The organism is Aquabacter sp. L1I39 (assembly GCF_017742835.1).
GTDB lineage: Bacteria > Pseudomonadota > Alphaproteobacteria > Rhizobiales > Xanthobacteraceae > L1I39.
In genome coordinates this window covers 3,700,747-3,720,539 of the sequence record NZ_CP072392.1, presented here as the reverse complement: position 1 = coordinate 3,720,539, position 19,793 = coordinate 3,700,747, and the positions used below count along the sequence as shown (strand labels likewise).

Here is a 19,793-nt window from a genome sequence, read left to right as displayed (position 1 = left end):
TTGGAATAGAATGGAACTCAGGACATTGCGCGCCTTCGTCGAGGTGGTTCGCCAGGGAGGCTTCTCCCAGGCCGCCAAGGTGGTGTTTGCCACCCAGTCCACCATCTCCAAGGCGGTGAAGCATCTGGAGGACGAGCTGGGTGTCACGCTGCTGGACCGCGTCGGCCATCGCAGCACGCTCACCGCGGCCGGCGAGATCGTCTATCGCCGGGCCCTGTCCATGCTGGCCGAGCGGGACGACCTGGTGGCGGAACTGGACGAATTGCGCGGCCTGAAACGTGGCGTGCTGCGGCTCGGCCTGCCGCCGCTCGGCTCCAGCACCCTGTTCGCCCCGCTGTTCGCCACCTATCGCAGCCGCTATCCGGGCATCGAGATTCGCCTCGCCGAGCATGGCTCCAAGCGGCTGGAGGAATTGCTCCTGGCCGGCGAGATGGACTTTGCCGCCTCGCTCCTGCCCGTGTCCGATGTGTTCGAGGCCGAGCCCGTGCGCAGCGAACCCTTGGTGGCGCTGCTCCCGCCCGGCCATCCCGCGCAGGACGCCCGCAGCGTGCGCCTCCAGGACCTGGCCGCCTCCCCCTTCATCCTGTTCGAAAGCGGCTTCGCGCTGAATGCCATCATCCTGGACGCCTGCGACCGCCAAGGCGTGGTGCCCGACATCATTGCCCGCAGCGCGCAGATCGATTTCATCGTCGCCCTGGTGGCGGCGGGACTGGGGGTGGGCTTCCTGCCGCGCATGATCGCGGAGCAGCGGGCCCATGCGGCGGTGACGCGGGTGCTGCTGGACGAGCCGGGAACCGACTGGAGCATGGCGGTGATCTGGCGCCGGGGGGCCTATCTGTCGGACGCCGCCCGCGCATGGCTCCAGCTCACCCGCGAAATCTATGGCCCGCGCGGCTGATGCCCCCTTCCCTCAGGTGGACCGCCTATGGTTTCAGCAGGGGCTGCGGATTCACCGTTTATCAAGCCTATCGCGTGGGCACGTCACCATAATGGGCCGCCTTTTTCCCGGGCATGCCTTCGGTTTCACCAGCACAATGCGCGCCCCGTTGAAGTTGTTCGCCTGTTTCCGGATGTGACGTCATGACGGTGACTGTGAGCATGCGCGGCACGCATTGCTGCACTGCAAGCTTACCTATTTGTCATGTTGTGCGAATGGCCTATCTCCTTGGCAAAGAAACGTGGCGCTTCGAGAGCGCCTTCGAAAGGAGAATGATCATGTTGCTCTGGGGCTTTCTGGCTCGCCAGATTCGCCGCTGGCACGCTTACAATCGGACTGTGGCTGAGCTCTCTCAGCTCGACGATCGTACACTCGGCGATATCAACGTCATGCGCAGCGAAATCCGCGCGATTGCCCGGCGCGCCACCCTGCATGTCGTCTGACATCTGCGGTCACGCTTGACGGATCATGGCCCCTGCGGGGGCCATTTTCGTTTGCACTGCAAGAATAACCGTTCTTGAACTGTCCGCGCGCATCAGGCACATCCCGCTTGAGCGTGAGCCGTCCGGTCCTTGTCCCCTGGCTGATCGGGCTTCATTGGGCCCGCGGCCCGCTGTTTTGGAAGTGAGGACGGGAATGACTGAGCCCAAGCTGGTCGACGCCAAGCCGATCCACGTCATCGGAGGCGGTCTGGCAGGCTCTGAGGCGTGCTGGCAGATTGCGAGCCGGGGCGTGCCCGTTGTGCTCCATGAGATGCGCCCGGTGCGCACCACCGATGCCCATCATACCGACGGCCTCGCCGAACTCGTCTGCTCCAACTCCTTCCGCTCCGACGATCCCGAAGGCAATGCGGTGGGTGTGCTCCATGCGGAGATGCGCCGGGCCGACTCCCTGATTCTGCGCTGCGCCGATGCCAATCAGGTCCCTGCGGGCGGCGCGCTGGCGGTCGATCGCGACGGATTTTCCCAGGCGGTGACCGAGGCGCTCGCCGCCCATCCCCTCGTGGAGGTGCGCCGGGAGGAAGTGGCTGGCCTGCCGCCCGAGGACTGGGACAATGTGATCATCGCCACCGGCCCCCTCACCTCAGCCCCGTTGGCCGAGGCGGTTCTTGGGCTTACGGGCGAGCAATCGCTGGCGTTTTTTGACGCTATCGCCCCCATCATCCATTTCGACAGCATCGACATGAGCCGGGCCTGGTTCCAGTCCCGCTATGACAAGGCGGGACCCGGCGGCACCGGCGCCGACTACATCAATTGCCCGCTCGACCAGGCGCAATACGAAGCCTTCATCGACGCCCTGCTGGCGGGCGAGAAGACGCCGCTGCGGGACTTCGAGGCCAAGACGCCCTATTTCGACGGCTGCCTGCCCATCGAGGTGATGGCCGAGCGCGGACGGGAAACGCTGCGCTTCGGCCCCATGAAGCCGGTGGGACTCACCAACCCCCACGCCCCAGACGTCCGGCCCTACGCGGTGATCCAGCTGCGTCAGGACAACAAGCTGGGCACGCTCTACAACATGGTGGGCTTCCAGACCAAGCTGCGCCATGGCGAGCAGGTGCGTGTTTTCCGGACCATTCCCGGGCTTGAGAATGCCGAATTCGCCCGGCTGGGCGGGCTGCATCGCAACACCTACCTGAACTCCCCTCGCCTCCTGGACGAGACGCTGCGCCTGAAAGCCGACCCACGCCTGCGCTTTGCCGGCCAGATCACGGGCTGCGAGGGCTATGTGGAAAGCGCCGCCGTGGGCCTCCTGGCGGGCCGCCTCGCGGCGCAGCAGCGCCTTGGCGAGGAGCTGACCTTGCCCCCCAGCACCACGGCCCACGGCGCCCTCATCGCCCACATCACCGGCGGGCATATCGAGACCATCGATGCGGGGCCGCGCTCCTTCCAGCCCATGAACGTCAATTTCGGCCTCTTCCCGCCGCTGGAGCAGTCTCCCAAGGGAGAAGGCGGCAAGCGCCTACGCGGATCGGAGAAGACGCTGGCCAAGAAGAAGGCGCTCGCCGCCCGCGCCCTGGCCCATTGGAGCGCATGGCTCGACATGCACGCGGCGGCGGCTTAAGACGCGCGTCATGTCCCGTCAGTCCCGTCCCGTTCCGCCGCTCGAGCGCAATGCCGATCCGTCCCGCTTCACCGTCGACACGGTGTTGAAGCGCGACGTTTTCTCGACCGTGGAACGGGGAACCTGGATCGACGCCAGCGGGACGCCCCACGAGGCGGTACGCCGGCGGTGGGATACCGTCTCCCCCTGGTTCATCCTCATCGCCCGGCGCCTCGCCTCGGGCGAAGTGAAGGCGCTGGAGCGGGTGACGCGCACGGGTGTCACCACGCCCCTCCTCGCCGTCGGCGATCGTTTCCTGGTGCGCGGCTGGATCGAAGGCGTGCCGCTCCAGATCGCCCGCCCCCACGGCGATTTGCACTATTTTCGCTCCGCCAAGGTGGCGCTGCGCACCCTCCATGCCGCCGGCTTTGCCCATAACGATCTCGCCAAGCAGCAGAATTGGCTGCGGGGCGCCGATGGCGAGGCGTGGCTGATGGACTTCCAGCTGGCTTTGCCCATCAGCCGCCGCTGGCGGCTCGGCCGGGTGCTGGCCTATGAGGATGTGCGCCACCTCTTGAAGCACAAGCGCACCTATTGCCCGGAGGCGCTCACGCCTCGCGAGCGCAAGGTGCTGGCGCACAAGAGCATTTTCGCGCGCATCTGGATGGCGACCGGCAAGAAGGTCTATCGCTTCGTCACCCGCCGCCTCATGTCCTATTCGGACACGGAGGGGCGTGGCCCGCGCGTGACGCAGGTGGGACCGCGCATCGCGACCGCGCTGGCGACCTATCCCGGCGTGCGGGATGTGCACATGTCCGACTTCCAGACCCTGGGCGGCAAGGTCGGCCTTTATGCTTTCGTGGAAGCCGACGCCCCGGTGAACGTCGAGGCGCTGCGCGCCCATCTGGCGCAGGCGCTGCCCGACCGGCCGCACCTCGACCATCTCCAGATCGTCAAGCGCCTGCCCCGGGCGGCGGATGGCACCGTGCGCGACGACCTGCTGCTGCTGGTGGCGCGCAATCAGATCGAAATGCTGGATGCACTGGCGGGAAGTCCGGCCACTCAGGAAACCGTGGCCGAGATCGCGCGCGGCCGCCTCAACCTCACCGACCGGATCACGCGGCCGGCGGCTTGACCAGCGGACGCCCCGCTCGCGCCCGCCGCGCGGCGCGCCAGATGGTCCACAGGCGCAGGAAAGGCGGTGTCCCCGCTACCGTCTTGAAGGGATCGGACACGCGGGCGAGGGCCTTCAAATCCCCCGGCACAAGGGCCAGCGGCAGGAAGACCGGCAGCGCGTCGCGGGGCACATCGCCGAGACCCTGCACCGCGGCCCGCACATGCCCGGCTGCCACGGCGCGCAGCTCCGAGAACACCTTGGCCAAAGCCGGCGAGGGTATCCCGCCCACCGCCTCCTCCCGGCCGATCCCCTGCGCACGCAGCATGTCCAGCGGCAGGTAGCACTGGCCGCGCGCGGCGTGGAACGGAAAGGCCCGCATCAGGCCCGTGAGCGCGATGGCGACGCCCGCATGCCCGGCGGCCTCAGCGACCGCCGGCTGGGCGCGGCCGGTGAGGATCTGCGCCCCCAACTGGATCAGGATCGATGCGGTTTCACCCGCATAGCCCTCCAAATCGTTGAGAGTCGGCATGGGGTCGTCATAAAGGTCGAAGGTGCGGGCATCGATGAGGTTGAGCAGCGCGCCACGCGGAAGCGACTTCGCCTCAAGGGTGGCGCAGATGGCGAGTGCCACCGGATGGCCGGACACATCGCCCCGCCCCAGCCCCTCGATCACCTCTCGCCACCATTGCAGCCGCATCTCGCCGGGCAGGGCTTCGCGCACCACCTCCCGGACGCGAGCGATCTCCTGGCTGAAGGCATAGAGCGCCCATAAATGGCGGCGCTCCGCCTCGGGGGCGAACAAGGTGGCGAGGAAACGGTCCCGGTCCTGGGCGCGCAGCATCTCGCCGCAATGGGCATAGGCCGCGTCGTGGGTGGGAGCTGCCTGGGGTGCCTCGGGCTCGGCCATCACAGGCCGCTCACACGGCGATCAAGGCGGCGCCTACGCGCCGGCCTTCATCGAGCAGGACATTATAGGTGGAGGCGGCAGCGGGGGTGGGCATCAGCTCGAAGCGGATACCGGCATCGCGGAGCACCTGCTTGAGCGGTTCTTTCAGATGGGCGGGGTCGCGGCCCGTGCCGATCAGCAGCAATTCCACCGCCCCGCCCTCGGCAACGATCACCGCAAGGTCGTCAGCGCCCAGGTCTGCGAAGCGCTCGGGGCGCCAGGGTCGCACGCCGGATGGCAAGGCCGTGATGGACCCTGCGTGGGACATGCCGGCAAAATGGAAGAAGCGGTCCGAATAGCCGTCGATCGACACCTGCCGGGGCAGGAATGGCGTTTCCGGCCGCTCCACCATGATTTTCTCCTCAGCCCTTTGGGCGCGGACGCTGGCGTCCCTTGCTGGAACGCCGCGATGCGGGGGCCGGGTTCCCGGCGCCGGGGGTGGCGGGCGCGGCGGGAGGCACGATCTCGGCCTCCTCAACCACATCCGCAGGCGCCACGACGGGCGCGGGCGCCGCGTCCTTGTCCGCCTCCGGCACGACCGTCGAGGACCGCAGGCCCAGATGGATGAGCATGGGCGCGGCGACGAAGATGGTGGAATAGGTGCCGATCACCACGCCCACCGTCATGGCCAGCGAGAAGCCGCGCAGCACCTCGCCCCCGAAGAAATAGAGGGCAAGACAGGCGAAGAAGGTGGTCAGCGAGACGATGATGGTGCGCGAGAAGGTGGCGTTCACCGCGATGTCGAGCATCTCCGGCAAAGGCATCTTCTTGTAGCGGCGCAGCATCTCGCGGATACGATCATACACCACCACCGTATCGTTGAGCGAATAGCCCATGATGGTGAGGATGGCGGCGATGGAGGTGAGGTCGAAGTCGATCCCAAGGAACGAATAGACCATCAGCGTCACGAACACGTCGTGCGCTGTGGTCGCGATGGCGCCCACCGCGAACTGCCACTCGAAGCGGAACCACAGATAGATCAGCACCGCCACGGCGCCGAGCAGCAGCGCAATGACCGATTGGCGGACCAGCTCGCCCGAGACGCTCGGACCCACCGTCTCCACGCGGCGCACGGTGTAGTCCGCGCCGAGCGCGCCGGAAATCTTCGCCACGATGGCCTGCTGGGCGGCATCGTCCGCGCCGGTCTGGCCGACGCGGATCATCACGTCGCGGGGCGAGCCGAATTCCTGGATCTGCACGTCGCCCAGGTCCAGGTCGCCCAGATGCTCGCGCAGCGCGCCAAGGTCGGCCGCCTGCTGGCTGGTCTGGGCTTCCACCAGCGTGCCGCCGCGGAAGTCGATGCCGAGATTGAAGCCGAAGACGGCGAAGCAGACGACAGCCAACACCATGATTCCCGCGGAGAACGGGAACGTCCAGTGCCGCAGGCGCATGAAGCGGATGTTGGTGTGCGCCGGGATATAGTCGATCAAGGGCATGGGCGGCGCCTCAGATGGGCAGCTTGGCCGGGCGCTGCCACCTCACCCACCACGCAATCATCAGGCGCGTCAGGGTATAGGCGGTGAACACGGTGGTCAGGAGGCCGAGAATATAGGTGACGGCGAAGCCCCGAACGGGACCCGATCCGCCCAGAAGGAACAGGATCGCGCCGGTGGCGAGCGACGTGATGTTGGCATCCAGGATGGTGCCGAGGGCGTGAACAAAGCCCTTGTCGATGGCGGCAATGGCCGAGCGGCCTTCGCGCGCCTCGTCGCGGATGCGCTCGAAGATCACGACGTTGGAATCCACCGCCATGCCGATGGTGAGCACCACGCCGGCGATGCCAGGCAAGGTCAGCGTCGCGCCGAGGATGGATTGCAGCGCGAACATCAAGGTGATGTGCACCGCCAGGGCCACCAGGGCGAACAGGCCGAACAGGCCGTAGACGGCGAGCATGAAGACGGCCACGAGGCCGGCGGCCACGAACGCCGCGATCTTGCCCGACTCGATGGAATCCGCGCCGAGGCTCGGGCCGACAGTGCGCTCCTCCACCACCTTCAGCGGCGCAGGCAGCGCGCCGGCGCGCAGCAGGATGGCGAGGTCATTGGCCTGCTGGACAGTGAAATTTCCGGAGATCTGGCCCGCACCGCCCAGGATCGGCTCGCGGATGACGGGGGCCGAGATGACCTGATTGTCGAGCACGATCGCGAACGGGCGGCCGACCGCATCCTGCGTGGTGGCGGCAAAGCGCCGGGCCCCGTTGGAATTGAAGCGGAAGGTGACGATGGGCTGGTGCGAATTCTGGTCGAAGCCCGGCTGGGCATCCACCAGATCCTCACCCGACACGCGCACCTGCTTCTCGATCAGATAGGGCGTGCCGTCCGATCCCTGCAGCACTTCCGAATCCGGCGGCGGGCGCCCCTCGAGCGCCATCTGGGGCGACATGGACTGGTCGACCATGCGGAAGGAGAGCTTGGCGGTCTGGCCCAGCAGCGCTTTCAGGCGCTGGGGATCCTGGAGGCCGGGCACCTGCACCAGAATGCGGTTCGCGCCCTGGCGCTGGATGTTGGGCTCAACCGTGCCGAGCTGGTCGATGCGGCGGCGGATGATCTCGATGGACTGGTCCACCGCCGAGCGGATGCGGGCATTGAGACCGGCTTCCGTCAGCGAGACGATGATGGCGTCGGCGGAGCTGGAGACGGTGAGGTCCATCTCGCCGGTGCCGCCGCCCATCAGCGCATTGCTGACGGGCGCCGCCAGCTTGCGCAGCTCGGTCACCGCCTTGGCGGAATCGGCCGGGTCGCGCAGCCGGAACTGAACGATGGTGTCGCGGATGACGAGGCCCGTATAGCCGATCTTCTGCTCGCGCAGGATCTTGCGGACTTCATCCCGGACCTGCTCGGCCCGCTCCTTGCGAAGCGCCGCCCCATCCACCTCCAGGAGGATGTGCGAGCCGCCCTGCAGGTCGAGGCCGAGCGTGACACGGCTCGACGCCAGCCAATGGGGCAGCACCGCCAGAACGGATGGGGGAAGGACGTTCGGCAGGGCGAACAGGATGCCAAGGGCTGTGATCGCGAGGATCAGAACCGTCTTGAGCCGGGAGAAGTGCAGCATCGTCTTGCGATCTCAACGCCTCAGGCGGGCGTCTCTTCCTTGGCGGGTTCGGCCTTCGAGCGCACGACGGAAATCTGCGAGCGAAGCTGGCGGACCTTCACATTCTCAGCGATCTGCAGCTCGACTTCGGCCTCGTCCACGACGCGGGCGACCTTGCCCACCAGACCGCCAGCCGTCACGACCACGTCGCCCCGGCGGAGCGAATTGACCATCTCCTGGTGCGCCTTGGCACGCTTCTGCTGCGGGCGCAGAATCAGGAAATACATGACCACGAAGATCAGCAGGAAAGGGGCGAGCTGAATGAGCATGTCGGTCCCGCCGCCGGCGGCCGCAGCGCCCTGGGCATAAGCGGGCGTAATGAACATGAGCATCCTCGTTCGTCTTGGAGTGAGGCGCCTCCCCGCACGCAAGCGGGGGGCACCGAGGCGGCCGGACTATACTGGCGCGGCCGGGGAATGCAAACAAAGGCTTCGCCCTCTCCCCACCCGCTTGACCTTCAGCGCGAATGCGGGTCCCAAGGAGGCTCCCCAGGCAGGAGGCGGGCGACCGCACCGGACACGAGGCGCATGACGAACCACGCTATCCTCCAGGACCTTCTGGTCGCCCTGCGCTTCTATACGCGCCTGCCCTTGCCGGTCCTGCCGCAGGAAACCGAGCCGCACGCGGCGCCCTCCCTGAAGCGCATCGCCTATGCGGTGCCGCTGGCGGGCGCGGTGATCGGGGGCCTCGGCGGCCTCGTTCTGGCGCTCGCCATTCTGTTCCATCTGCCGGTCCTGCCGGCCTCCATACTGGCGGTGACCGCCATGGTCCTGATGACCGGCGCCTTCCACGAAGACGGGCTCGCCGACACGGCGGACGGGTTCGGCGGCGGGCGGGACCGGGCGCATCGCCTCGAAATCATGCGCGACAGCCGAATCGGCACGTTCGGCGGGGCGGCGCTGGTGCTGTCCCTGCTTCTGCGGGTCAGCGCCATCGATGCGCTCGTTCTGGCGGCCGATCCCTGGCGCACCATCGCGATTCTCGCCGCGGCCGGCGCGGCGTCCCGGGCGGCGGGCATCGCCTTGCTTGAGATTCTCGATCCCGCCCGCGCCGACGGCGCGTCCACTGCGGCGGGGCGGCCCGGGCCGGAGGGGTTCGTCGCGGCGAGCCTATCCGCCGCTATCCTGGTTGCCCTCCTCCTGGTGCCGACACTGGGGATTCGCGCGGCGGCCGTGGGGCTGGTGGCGCCGGTCCTGTGCCTGTTCGTGATCTCGCGCCTCTCCAACGCCAAGATCGGTGGGCAGACGGGAGACGTGGCGGGGGCCACGCAGCAGGTGGCCGAGATCGCTATCCTGCTCGGCCTCCTCATGTTCGCCTCGTTCCGCTGAGGTCCAGATGACCGGCACCGCCATGGAAACGCCCTGCATCAAGGTCTGCGTCGTCGATCCGGCGAGCGGGCTGTGCATCGGCTGCGGACGCACCTTGCAGGAGATCGGGGCCTGGGCCGGCCTTTCGCCTCAGCGGCGCAAGGCGGTGATGGCGGCGCTGCCCGGCCGGCTGGAATGGCTGCGGCGGGAACGGCCCGCCGCGTTCGAGGATTAAGGCTGCGGAGCTTGGTTCACGGGAGGTGACATTTTGAGCAGGTCGCGCCTTCTTCAAGCGGTTTTGATCGGCCTCGCGGTGGGCGTGGTCGCGCTCATCCTGCGGCACGACGAAGGCACCATTGCCGGTATGCGGCTGGACGCCTTCGCCAGCCTCCTGGCCCTCGGTGCGCTGGCCCTGGTGATCGGGTCCGGCGTGGTCCGCATGTCGCGGGGGCGCACGCGCGAGACCCTCACGTCCATCGCCTTCTGGCTCGTCATTGCCCTGTTCGTGGGCCTTGCCTACACGCTCTTCAACCGCTGAGCGGGCTTACAGCATCTCCAGCGCCCGCGGCCGCGTGGGCGGGGGGAAGTCGGCATCGATCAGCGCCAGGTCCTGCGCGTCGAGGACGAGGCCCGCCGCCGCCACGTTCGCGCGCACATGGGCCTCGCGGCTCGCCTTGGGGATGGCGATCACGTCCGGTCGGCGCATGACCCAGGCGAGCGCCACCTGGAACGGATCCACGCCGTACTTCGTCGCCACAAGGCCCAAGGCCCCGGAGCGGGACAGGCGCCCCTGCTCGATTGGGCTATAGGCCATCACCGGGATGCCCTGGCGGGCCAGCATCGGCATGAGGTCGAATTCCGGGCCGCGCCGGCTCGGATTGTAGAGGATCTGGTTGACGGCGCAGGCCCCACCCCCGGCCGCCAGCAATTCCTCCATGTCGTCGGGATCGAGATTGCTCACGCCCCAGTGGCGGATCTTGCCCGCCGCCTGGAGGGCCTCGAAGCCGGCGATGGTCTCCGCGAACGGATGGCTGCCCCGCCAGTGCAGGAGATAGAGGTCCAGCCGGTCCGTCTTCAGGCGGGCCAGCGACCGCTCGCAGGCAGCCACCACGCCCTTGCGGCTGGCATTGTGGGGATAGACCTTGCTCACCAGGAAGGCCCGGTCGCGATAGCCCTGCAGCGCCTCGCCCACCAGGTCCTCGGTCAGGCCCTCGCCATACATCTCGGCGGTGTCCACCAGCCTCGCGCCGAGTTCGATGCCGAGGCGCAGGGCGTCAATCTCCGCACGTCGGCGGGCCGGCGTCTCGCCCATGAACCAGGTGCCCTGGCCAAGCGCGGGCACCTGTTCTCCCCCCGGAAGCGTGACAGACTTGAGCATGCGCATCCTCCCTGGGGCGACAATATCATCGCCGCCGTCCTGCGCCACGCGTCTGCGGCGGACAAAGACGCGCCCACGGAGAACAAAGACGCGCCAGCGCCAAAAGCCCCCCGTCGGGCGAACGGGGGGCTTCCAGCCACGCATTCAGCAGGATCAGACGTAGCCGAAAATCTCGCTGAAGGCATAGTCGGTCTGGGTGATGCCGCTGCCCACCGGCGAGACGTAGCCGACCACATCGCCATTGTCGCGGCTCAGCGACCACATGGAGATGCCGGCCACGTCGTCATTGGCCTCCACATAATCGACCAGCTGCTGGGCGTCTTCGAGGGTGAAGACCTCGCTGGTCACATCATTGATGCCGATCATGGGCGTGATGACGAGTTTGGCGTCGAGCCCGATGCTGTCCAGCTGGGCGAGCGTCGCCTCGGAGGCGGAAATGGCGTCGTCGCCCATGTCTCCGGTATCGTAATATTCGCCATAATCCATGGCCATGATGTTGACGTAAGCGACGTCGACGCCATGGGCCACGGCATCCTGAAGCAGGGCCAGGCCCGCCGCCGTCAGGCCATCGGTGAGCACCGGCAGCGTATAGGAGACCTCAAGGCCGGGGTTATTGTCCTGAAGAATGGCCAGGGCTTCATTGCGCATGGCATTGGCTTCGGTGTCCGCGATGGCGGCGCCCTCAATGTCGAAGTCCAGCTTGGTGACGCCGTATTTGTTGATCACCGACTGGTAGGCGGCCACGAGCGCCTCGACGCTGGAGAAGGTGGACGCCGGCTCCTGCCCGTTGGCGCCGCCGAAGGAGATGGTGATGTCCACCCCGTTGGCCTGCAGCTCGCTCACGATGGACGAGATGGAGGTGCCGTTGGACAGAGTGTCATTGGCGATGCTGCCGTTTCCGCCCCAGCCGATGGTGTCGGTGCCGGAGGACAGCACGAAGGCGAGCGTCACGGCGGAAAGGCCGGCATCCTCCACCATCTGCACCAGATCCTGGCTGGTGGTGAGCGACATATCCACATAAGGCGAGAAGGACTTGTCGGCACCGGACGAGGTGTCCTCGGCAGCCGTTGTCACGGACAGCGCGTCGGACGGCACCGAGGCGCCCGCCTCGTCAATGGCCACCACCGTAAAGGAATAGGTGGTCGCGGCATCGAGGCCCGTCACCTTGTAATAGGTGCTGATGGTGGTGCCGATGAGGGTCCCGTCCTGGTAGATCTGATAGCCGGAGACGGTGCCCACCCCGTCAACCTCGGCAGCGTCCCAGCGCAAGGTGAAGGTGTCGTCCGAGACGCCGGTGGCCCGCACATCGTCCGGCGCGTCCGGCACCACGGGCGTCGTATCCATATAGCCCACGAAGCTCCAGACCAGCCCGGCGCCGCCGCTGTGGGTGGTGGGATCATCGCCCTGGGTCCACCAATTGGCCACATAGACTTCGTTGCCGACGCTCACCTCGTCGCCCGCCACATAGACCGTGGTGGCGCTCCAAGGGTCGGCATAATCGGTTTCGCCGCCGGTTTCTCCTCCGGTCTCACCCCCGCCGGTCTCGCCGCCGCCGGTCTCGCCGCCGCCGGTCTGGCCCCCGCCCGTGCTCCCGCCGGTGATGGCCGCCTGCCATTCCGCAAGGGCAGAGGCATCCTTGGCGCGGATGTTCGCAGTGGACAGCTCCGCCAGGGAGACATCCGTGAGGATGTAGGACTGGTTGTTGGAGGGAATGGTGATGACGGTGGAGCCGTCCACCTCCGAGAGGACGAAATTGTCGGCCGAGAACCAGCCGAAATCGAGAACATCCAGCGCGGTATCGAAGTTGAGGCGCGTGGTCGTGCCCCAGGACCAGGTGATCGTGGTGACGGTTGCCACGCCATCCCCCACATGGCCGGAATCGCCGCCGCCGGTCGAGCCGCCCGATCCGCCGCCCGTCTCGCCGCCAGAGGCCCCACCGGTGGACCCACCCGACGAACCGCCTCCCTCGTCGGCCAGCGCCGCGGTCCAAGCCGAAACGGTGGAGCTGTCCTTGGCAACAATGTTGGCCATGGACAATTCGTCGAGGCTCACCCCCGTCAGGGTGTAGCTCTGGTTGTTGGACGGGATGGAAATGACGACCGCACCGTTCACCTCGGCGATGGTGAACTGTCCCGCCTGAAACCAGCCGAAATCCAGCACGTCGACGGTGGGATCGAAGTCGATCACCGCGTTCGTGCCCCATGCCCAGCTGATGGTGGTCGTCTTGCCGCTCGCCATGATGAACCCGTCCGGTCGTTGAGCCCCCTTGTCACTGTCTCAGAGCGCCTCCCGACGGACAACGATCCTGGCGTGCCGGGCAGAGGTTAAGTTTTATTTGTTGCCTCGTTTTTTGGGACTCGACCCCCTTGCCTCTGTATTGTGACAGTCTCGTGCCAGTAATTACACGTAGAACGTTTATTCACGTGAATTACGCCCAACGATACCATTTCCTTCCCGCCATTCCTGCGGGAACCATCTGCTAGAGCGCGATCCCATCGGATTGAATCAATCTGATGGGGAATCGCCCTCTAACCCATTGATAGAGAATGCGTGATCCGATCATATGGCGATGCCATATGATCGGCGCATGCTCTAGAAAGACGGCAGGGTCCGGCTCGCCGATGCAGGCCGTGTGATGGCCACACCTTTGTACCAACGGATCGACCATCCTCATTGGCCCCGTCGGCAGTGGCACGCCTTGGCGCTGCGCCACCCGATGCGCTCTGCTGCAGGCCTTCACGGATCGGTCTAGATGTGTGCCGTAGCGGCCTATAGAGGTTAAACCGATGAGCTTCCGCAGCGGAGAACGCCGTGCGCTGGTACCGGCGCCCCGGCTCGTGCAGAAGACCAGATCCTTTCGGTGTGGCGAATTCGGTGAATTGACCGCGCCGCTGCGTGTCCGATATTTAAGGTCGTGCAATAGGACACTCCACCCAAGCCGAGAAGAATAACAGGTGTCTTGACATGGGGGCTGAGAAAGCAACTGTCCTGCTGGTTATGGGCGCGCATCGCAGTGGCACGTCGTCCCTTTCGGGAACCCTGGCCTGCCTTGGTGCGGCGCTGCCGCGCAACCTGATGCCGCCGACATCCAGCAACGAAAAGGGCTATTTCGAGCCGCTCGACATTGCCAATCTCCATGACGAGATGCTCGCGCGGGCCGGCAGCGCCTGGCACGACATCGCCCCCTTTCCCGACAAATGGTATGCCAGCCCGGATTTCGGCACCTATTCCGGCCTGCTCGCGCACGCCTATCGCGACAATTATGGGGATGCCGCCCTGGTGGTTCTCAAGGAACCCCGCATCAACCGGCTGATTCCGCTATGGGAGACCGTCTTCGAGACGGTGGGCGCCGTTCCCAAGGTGATCCTCATCACCCGGCATCCGCTCGAAGTCGCCAGGTCGCTGGAAACGCGGGATGGATTTCCCCTGCCGCTCGGCCTGCTGATCTGGCTCCGCAACCAGTTGGACGCTGAGCGCACGACGCGACACCTGCCGCGCGTCTTCGTGAACTATGACGAACTCATCGCCGGATGGCGGTCCACGCTCTCAAGGATCGAACACAGCCTCGGCATCACCTTTCCGGGCCAGGGCGCGATGGCGCAGGCGAAGGTGGATGCCTTCCTCGACGCCTCCCTGCGCCACCACCGTGCGCCCCCGGCCGACGAACCTTCGGACGTGGTCATCACCCAATGGGCACAGGAGGCGTTCCGCATCCTGAGCGGCGAGGAGGCGATGACCGAAGAGGGACGCGCCGCGCTGGACCGGATCCGCGAAGCGCTCGACCGCGCCACCACGGCCTTTGCGCCCCTGGTGGCCCTCTATCAATGCCAACTCGCGGACGCACGCCAGAAGCTCGACGCGCGCAGCGCCGAAGAACATCTGCGACAGGCGCACCAGACGCAGGTGAGCGAGTTGACGCGCCTGCTGGCCGAGCGCGACGGGCAACTGGCGGAACGGGACGCCCAGGTCCAGCGCCTGGCCGAGGCCGCCTCCGCCGCCGATGCCATGCATCACGCCATGGCTCGGGACTTTCAGAACGAAAGGGCCATGCTCACCACCGCCATCGCCGACCTGCACACCGAGATCGCGCGGATGCGCGAGACCGGGGCGGCCATTGAGAAGGTCCGCCACGAGCAGATCCGCACCCTCGGCCAGCAATTGGCCGAACGCGACCTGCACCTTTCCACGGCCCGCGGGCAGACCGATCGCCTGACGGTCGAGATCGAAGCCCTGACGGCAGAACTCGCCGCCGTCCACGGCTCCCTGTCCTGGCGCATGACCGCGGGACTGAGATGGCTCGCCGCCGATCGCGCCCCCTCCGAGACGCGTCCCGACCAGACAACCGAGCCCGCGCCGCCCACGCGGGAAGCGCCAGCGGTGGACCCGCGCGCCCTGTTGGACGTGACCTATTATATGGAGCGCTATGACGACGTGCGCGCCTCCGCCCTCGACCCGTGGGAGCATTATGTGACCACCGGGTTCAAGGAAGGCCGCAATCCCAACGCTCTCTTCGATACCGACTGGTACCTCCGCCACAATCCCGACGCCGCGCAGGAGGGAATGAACCCCCTCCTCCACTATCTGACACGCGGTGCCGCCCAAGGCGCGAACCCCGGACCGGACTTTGACGGGGCGTGGTATGTGGCCACCAACCCCGACGTTGCCGCCTCCGGAATGAACCCGCTCTTGCACTATCTGGACCACGGCCGGGCAGAGGGCCGGGAGACCAAACCGCCTTCCCCCTCCCCCACCACCCTTCATCCCGCTGACGGCGCCCAGGCCACGGCGGCGTGACCCTCACGCAACACCGCAGCGCCCACTCCGACGCCCCCCGGTGCGAACTCACGGATTTTGTGCGGTCCTCGGCCTTGCTCTGGGTCATTTAAGCTCAGATCAAATGAGCGGCCTCACATCTTTTGACTGAGAGTGAAATTATGGCGCAACCTGTCATTGCAGTTGGATGTATCGGCGGCAGCGGATCCCGCGCCGTAGCCCGCATCATCCAAAGCATGGGCTACTATATCGGCGACGACCTCAACGCGGAGATGGACAACCTTTGGTTCACCCTTCTCTTCAAGCGCCCCTCCATACTTTTAGAGAGCACAGCTGATCTTGAATTTCTGTACCACATGTTTCGCCAAAGGATGTCACATGGAACCTTGGCATCGGATACATTTGACACCGTCCTGAAACCATTGACGTTCAACCCACGCCCGCCTCATCCGGCGGAATGGCTGAACCAGCGCCGTCTGTCCTTCCTGGATGAGAGCGGTCGACACGAAGACAAGATCGCCTGGAAAGAGCCCAATACCCACGTCATTATCGACCGGCTTCTGAATATCGACCCGTCGCTTTCCTATATTCATATAACACGTGACGGCCTGGACATGGCCTATAGCTCGAACATGAATCAGCTTCAACTTTGGGGACCGATTTTCATGAATCGCCCCATCTCCGTTCAGCCCCGCGATGCACTGTCCTACTGGGTGTGCGTGGAGCGGCGTATGCGGAGACTGAAGACCCAATATCCAGATCGCATCCTCATCATTCGATATGAAGATCTCGTCCTGCGACCACTGGACATCATCCCACGTCTTGCTTCTTTCTGCCAGGCGGATGAGGGCATTTGCGTCAATGATCTTTCGCGGCTCGTGATTAAACCAGACACGATCGGACGAAGCAAAACGTATGACCTGAGCGCCTTTTTAGAAGACGACGTCGCTTATGCGGAGGCTATATCTCAGGACCCCACATGACCAAGCGCCGCGCCATGCGGAACGGCTAGGCTTTTCCAAAGATGCAGCCGCATCGTTCCCCGCGCATTACATCCTTTTATCCGTCGGCGGCGGCGCCCCCGGGGACGTTCGTCAAAAGCAAAAACCGCCCCGCGATCCGCCTCGGCACTGGCCTTACGCCCCCTCCTTATGCTTTCATGCCCCCTCACATTGGCGGTATTCCGGTGAGTAATCCCCATCGGGAGCAGAAACAGTAAGATTTACATGAACCAGGCCCTGCCCTCCAGCGATCTCATCGTTCTATTCCAGTCAACACTTATATTCCAAGCACCGCACCGACTCTCTCCACCTGGCCATGATGCGGGACATGTTTCATTTGTCATGTGGGCCGTAGAAACATGGAAGCCGCGACGCATCTTCAATCTCGGAAGCGACTGCGAAAACACGCACTGCGCGGCCCTCCAGGCGAGCGTTGCGCTCGATATACCCTTGGAGTCCTTCGCCATTACCTCCCACTCGGCGGTGGACGACCGCGCGGTTGAGGAACGTCAAGAGTTCTGGTCCTATCTTTCCCGCCACTATGGGACCCGCTCGCACCGACTGACGCAACTTTCGAGCCAGATCCTGGATTCCATCGACGACCAATCCCTGGACATGATCCATGTTTCAGGCTGCGAAAACGTAGGCGCGACACGCCGGATCCTTGATCAGATAAAACAAAATCCCTGCCGGCGAGCCGTTATTCTTATCCACGGCATCTTTCATCCGTCCGAGAAGGACGGGATACAGCAACTCTGGCACGACCTGTCCGCGCGCCACCCCAGCTTCTCCTTTGAACACTGCGAGGGACTTGGGGTTGTCTTCGTCGGAACCGCGGAGCCTCCACCCGCGCTGAACTGGCTGCTGAAGGAAGTCGCTACCGATCCGGCCCGCGCGAAAGCAGTGCGGCAGGTCTTCGCGCGACTCGGCGAGGGTGTCGCAGCCAGGCTTTGCGCCGAAGAGCACGCCCGGCGCGCGCGGGAGATGGGAGACACTGTCGCCCGATTGTCGCGCGAAATCGCGGTCCGAGATGAAGAAATCGCACAGCTTCAAGGCGCTATTGAAGAGCGGGACAGCCGTCTCTCCCTGCTTTACCACAAGCCTGGGCTCAATTTCGATCCTGACTGGTACCTCGCGACCTATCCGGACGTCGGAGAGGCGGGCCTCCACCCGCTCACACATTACATTGCCTTTGGTGCCGCAGAGGGGCGGCTGCCAAACCCGGCCATGGTGGTGGAGGCCCCGGCGGAAGCGCCGTCGGCATCCCCCTACGACGCCTGGGTCGAGGCGAACGCGCTCAGTGATACCGACGTCACCCACCTTCGCAAGGCATTAGCCGAACGCACTGGACGATTGCCTAAGATTTCGATCGTCACCCCCGTGTTCAATACGGACCCGCTCCTGTTCGAAGAGATGATTCAGTCGGCCCGCTCCCAGATCTATGAGGACTGGGAATTGTGCCTTGTAGATGACGGGAGCACCTCTCTTCATGTGGGACCCATGCTGAAGGCTGCAGCGGAAAGCGATCCACGCATCCGTGTGACCCATCTTCCTCAGAATAGCGGAATCAGCGTTGCCTCGAACGAGGGCGTGAAAATGGCGAAAGGCGAGATCATCGCCTTTCTCGATCATGACGATATCATCACGAACGATTGTATCGCCGAGATCGCGATATATTATTCAGATCATCCCGATGCGGATATTGTCTACAGCGACGATGACAAGATCGACATGGACGGCAAGCGGTATGCGCCGCAATTCAAGCCGGATTGGTCTCCTGTCCTGCTTCTGTCCTTCATGTACATGGCGCATATTCTTACGGTCCGCAGGTCCTTATTCCTGGAAATTGGCGGCTTCCGCGCTCCGTTCGATGGGGCGCAGGACTTTGACTTCGCGCTTCGCGCCTCAGAACATGCTCGACACGTCGGCCACATCCCCAAGGTGCTCTACCATTGGCGCGCCGCCCCCGGCTCCACGGCCTCGTCTGCCAACACAAAGCCACTCAGCTTCGAGGCCGGGCGCCGCGCCGTCGAAGAGGCCTTGATGCGCCGGGGCTTTGTGGACGCGAAGGCCGTACACCCGGAATGGGCGTCCCTTGGCCGATGCGGCATCTTTGAAGTGGAGTTTGGCGATACCGGGCCGTCCGTGACGATCGTCATCCCCACTTTCAATAAGGTTGAACTTCTTAAGTCTTGCATCACGTCTCTTGCCATTACAACCTATAAGAATTACGATATCTTGATTGTAGACAATGAAAGCACCGACCCAGACGCGCTCGCTTATCTGGAAGAATTGCGTGGCACCCATAACATCCGCATTGTGACCATCGCCAGCCCGAACGGGCAATTCAGCTATGCAAATCTCAACAACCGTGCGATTCTGGGCCATTGTCGCAGTGAGTTCGTGCTGCTGCTGAACAACGACACCCAGGTGATCTCACCCCGTTGGCTCAGTCAGATGGTCGGATATGCGCGCATGCCGAAGGTAGGCGCGGTTGGCGCTCGCCTGTATTTCCACGATGGCACCATACAGCACGCGGGCGTGGTCCATGGCTATCATGACGGGCTCCCGGGGCACGCCTTCCGCAATGCAGCGCCCCATGACTGGGGCTATATGGGGTTCATTCGCGCATCACGTGAATACTCCGCTGTAACAGCGGCGTGCATGCTCACCCCCTATACGGCCTTCGAGGCGCTTGGTGGTTTTGATGAGATGAACTTCTCTGTCGCCTATAACGATGTGGACTATTGCTATCGCCTCGTCGAAGCGGGGTTTACATGTATCTATTGCGCTGGAGCAGAGCTTTTTCATTTTGAGGGTCGCACACGTGGGTTCAAGGACAACCCGCAGGAGCAAGCCAATTACAACCGCCTCTACGGAAGCTGGGAGGACCGCTGGTACAATCCAAACCTCTCCCTGGCCAATGAGAGATTCGAACCTGCAACGATCCGCACTCGCCGCCCCACAACGCCCCCGCCAGCTGCCGCTCCAGCGATCAGCCAACGGGAGGATGCGATGCACGCGATCCACTGACACCATGTGCGTTAAGTGGCAAGGGAAGGGTGGAGAGCAGGCTGTTTTGACATATGCCGCAGCGACTCTTCCCCTGGGTGATGTAGGTTATTCACCGGGTGGGAATGGAATGGGTCAGAACAGCCGTGACGATAAGCCAGAATAGACCAGGACGCTTTACACTTCTCCTCC

General features: G+C 64.7%; 17 protein-coding genes. 10 read left to right on the top strand and 7 right to left on the bottom strand.

Annotated elements, in window-relative coordinates; genetic code table 11:
- Nucleotides 1–10: 10 nt before the first annotated feature.
- From J5J86_RS16825 to J5J86_RS16810, 4 genes are all read left to right on the top strand, one after another.
- Nucleotides 11–898 (top strand): LysR family transcriptional regulator, encoded by an 888-nt coding sequence (locus J5J86_RS16825; protein WP_209100019.1) that lies wholly within the window; start codon nucleotides 11–13, stop codon nucleotides 896–898.
- A gap of 182 nt (nucleotides 899–1,080) precedes the next feature.
- A complete protein-coding gene (locus tag J5J86_RS24480; RefSeq protein ID WP_247657658.1) occupies nucleotides 1,081–1,380 on the top strand; it encodes a DUF1127 domain-containing protein in 300 nt (99 codons plus the stop codon).
- 193 nt (nucleotides 1,381–1,573) lie between these two features.
- A complete protein-coding gene (gene trmFO, locus J5J86_RS16815; RefSeq protein ID WP_209100017.1) occupies nucleotides 1,574–2,998 on the top strand; it encodes a methylenetetrahydrofolate--tRNA-(uracil(54)-C(5))-methyltransferase (FADH(2)-oxidizing) TrmFO in 1,425 nt (474 codons plus the stop codon).
- A gap of 10 nt (nucleotides 2,999–3,008) precedes the next feature.
- Complete coding sequence (locus tag J5J86_RS16810) at nucleotides 3,009–4,112, top strand: serine/threonine protein kinase (RefSeq protein ID WP_209100015.1); 1,104 nt, start codon at nucleotides 3,009–3,011, stop codon at nucleotides 4,110–4,112.
- Here J5J86_RS16810 and J5J86_RS16805 read toward each other — a convergent pair.
- The 5 genes from J5J86_RS16805 to yajC are packed head-to-tail and all read right to left on the bottom strand — an operon-like array spanning nucleotide 4,093 to nucleotide 8,456.
- Nucleotides 4,093–5,001 (bottom strand): phytoene/squalene synthase family protein, encoded by a 909-nt coding sequence (locus J5J86_RS16805; protein WP_209100013.1) that lies wholly within the window; start codon nucleotides 4,999–5,001, stop codon nucleotides 4,093–4,095. The two genes, J5J86_RS16810 and J5J86_RS16805, sit on opposite strands and share 20 nt — an antisense overlap.
- A 10-nt stretch (nucleotides 5,002–5,011) precedes the next feature.
- Entirely contained in the window at nucleotides 5,012–5,392 is a 381-nt protein-coding gene (locus tag J5J86_RS16800; protein WP_209100011.1) for an Mth938-like domain-containing protein, read from the bottom strand.
- 10 nt (nucleotides 5,393–5,402) lie between these two features.
- Nucleotides 5,403–6,476 (bottom strand): protein translocase subunit SecF, encoded by a 1,074-nt coding sequence (secF, locus tag J5J86_RS16795; RefSeq protein ID WP_209100009.1) that lies wholly within the window; start codon nucleotides 6,474–6,476, stop codon nucleotides 5,403–5,405.
- 10 nt (nucleotides 6,477–6,486) lie between these two features.
- A complete protein-coding gene (gene secD, locus J5J86_RS16790; protein WP_209100007.1) occupies nucleotides 6,487–8,091 on the bottom strand; it encodes a protein translocase subunit SecD in 1,605 nt (534 codons plus the stop codon).
- Between the two features lie 20 nt (nucleotides 8,092–8,111).
- Nucleotides 8,112–8,456 (bottom strand): preprotein translocase subunit YajC, encoded by a 345-nt coding sequence (gene yajC / locus J5J86_RS16785; protein ID WP_209100006.1) that lies wholly within the window; start codon nucleotides 8,454–8,456, stop codon nucleotides 8,112–8,114.
- Nucleotides 8,457–8,657: 201 nt separating this feature from the next.
- Here yajC and cobS point away from each other — a divergent pair, with 201 nt between their 5' ends.
- The 3 genes from cobS to J5J86_RS16770 are packed head-to-tail and all read left to right on the top strand — an operon-like array spanning nucleotide 8,658 to nucleotide 9,975.
- Nucleotides 8,658–9,458: an adenosylcobinamide-GDP ribazoletransferase gene (gene cobS, locus J5J86_RS16780; protein WP_209100005.1), complete on the top strand. Its 801-nt coding sequence runs from the start codon at nucleotides 8,658–8,660 to the stop codon at nucleotides 9,456–9,458.
- A 7-nt stretch (nucleotides 9,459–9,465) separates the two neighbouring features.
- Complete coding sequence (locus tag J5J86_RS16775) at nucleotides 9,466–9,672, top strand: DUF1289 domain-containing protein (RefSeq protein WP_209100004.1); 207 nt, start codon at nucleotides 9,466–9,468, stop codon at nucleotides 9,670–9,672.
- A gap of 33 nt (nucleotides 9,673–9,705) precedes the next feature.
- Nucleotides 9,706–9,975 carry a hypothetical protein gene (locus J5J86_RS16770; RefSeq protein WP_209100003.1) on the top strand — a complete coding sequence of 90 codons (270 nt, stop codon included), beginning with the start codon at nucleotides 9,706–9,708 and terminating at the stop codon, nucleotides 9,973–9,975.
- 6 nt (nucleotides 9,976–9,981) lie between these two features.
- Here the strand turns inward: J5J86_RS16770 and J5J86_RS16765 are convergent, their stop codons facing one another.
- Together J5J86_RS16765 and J5J86_RS16760 are read right to left on the bottom strand one after the other, a co-directional pair.
- The gene (locus tag J5J86_RS16765; protein WP_209100002.1) at nucleotides 9,982–10,815 is read right to left on the bottom strand and encodes an aldo/keto reductase; all 834 of its coding nucleotides are present in this window, start codon (nucleotides 10,813–10,815) and stop codon (nucleotides 9,982–9,984) included.
- Nucleotides 10,816–10,968: 153 nt separating this feature from the next.
- The gene (locus J5J86_RS16760) at nucleotides 10,969–13,053 is read right to left on the bottom strand and encodes a fibronectin type III domain-containing protein (protein ID WP_209100001.1); all 2,085 of its coding nucleotides are present in this window, start codon (nucleotides 13,051–13,053) and stop codon (nucleotides 10,969–10,971) included.
- Between the two features lie 726 nt (nucleotides 13,054–13,779).
- Between J5J86_RS16760 and J5J86_RS16755 the strand changes: the two genes are divergently transcribed.
- The 3 genes from J5J86_RS16755 to J5J86_RS16745 all read left to right on the top strand — a co-directional run bounded on the left by J5J86_RS16755 (nucleotide 13,780) and on the right by J5J86_RS16745 (nucleotide 19,622).
- Nucleotides 13,780–15,609 (top strand): sulfotransferase family protein, encoded by a 1,830-nt coding sequence (locus J5J86_RS16755; protein WP_209100000.1) that lies wholly within the window; start codon nucleotides 13,780–13,782, stop codon nucleotides 15,607–15,609.
- 140 nt (nucleotides 15,610–15,749) lie between these two features.
- Nucleotides 15,750–16,571 (top strand): sulfotransferase family protein, encoded by an 822-nt coding sequence (locus J5J86_RS16750; protein ID WP_209099999.1) that lies wholly within the window; start codon nucleotides 15,750–15,752, stop codon nucleotides 16,569–16,571.
- A gap of 243 nt (nucleotides 16,572–16,814) precedes the next feature.
- On the top strand, nucleotides 16,815–19,622 hold the full coding sequence (locus J5J86_RS16745; protein ID WP_209099997.1) for a glycosyltransferase family 2 protein: 2,808 nt from the start codon (nucleotides 16,815–16,817) through the stop codon (nucleotides 19,620–19,622).
- Nucleotides 19,623–19,793 lie beyond the last annotated feature (171 nt).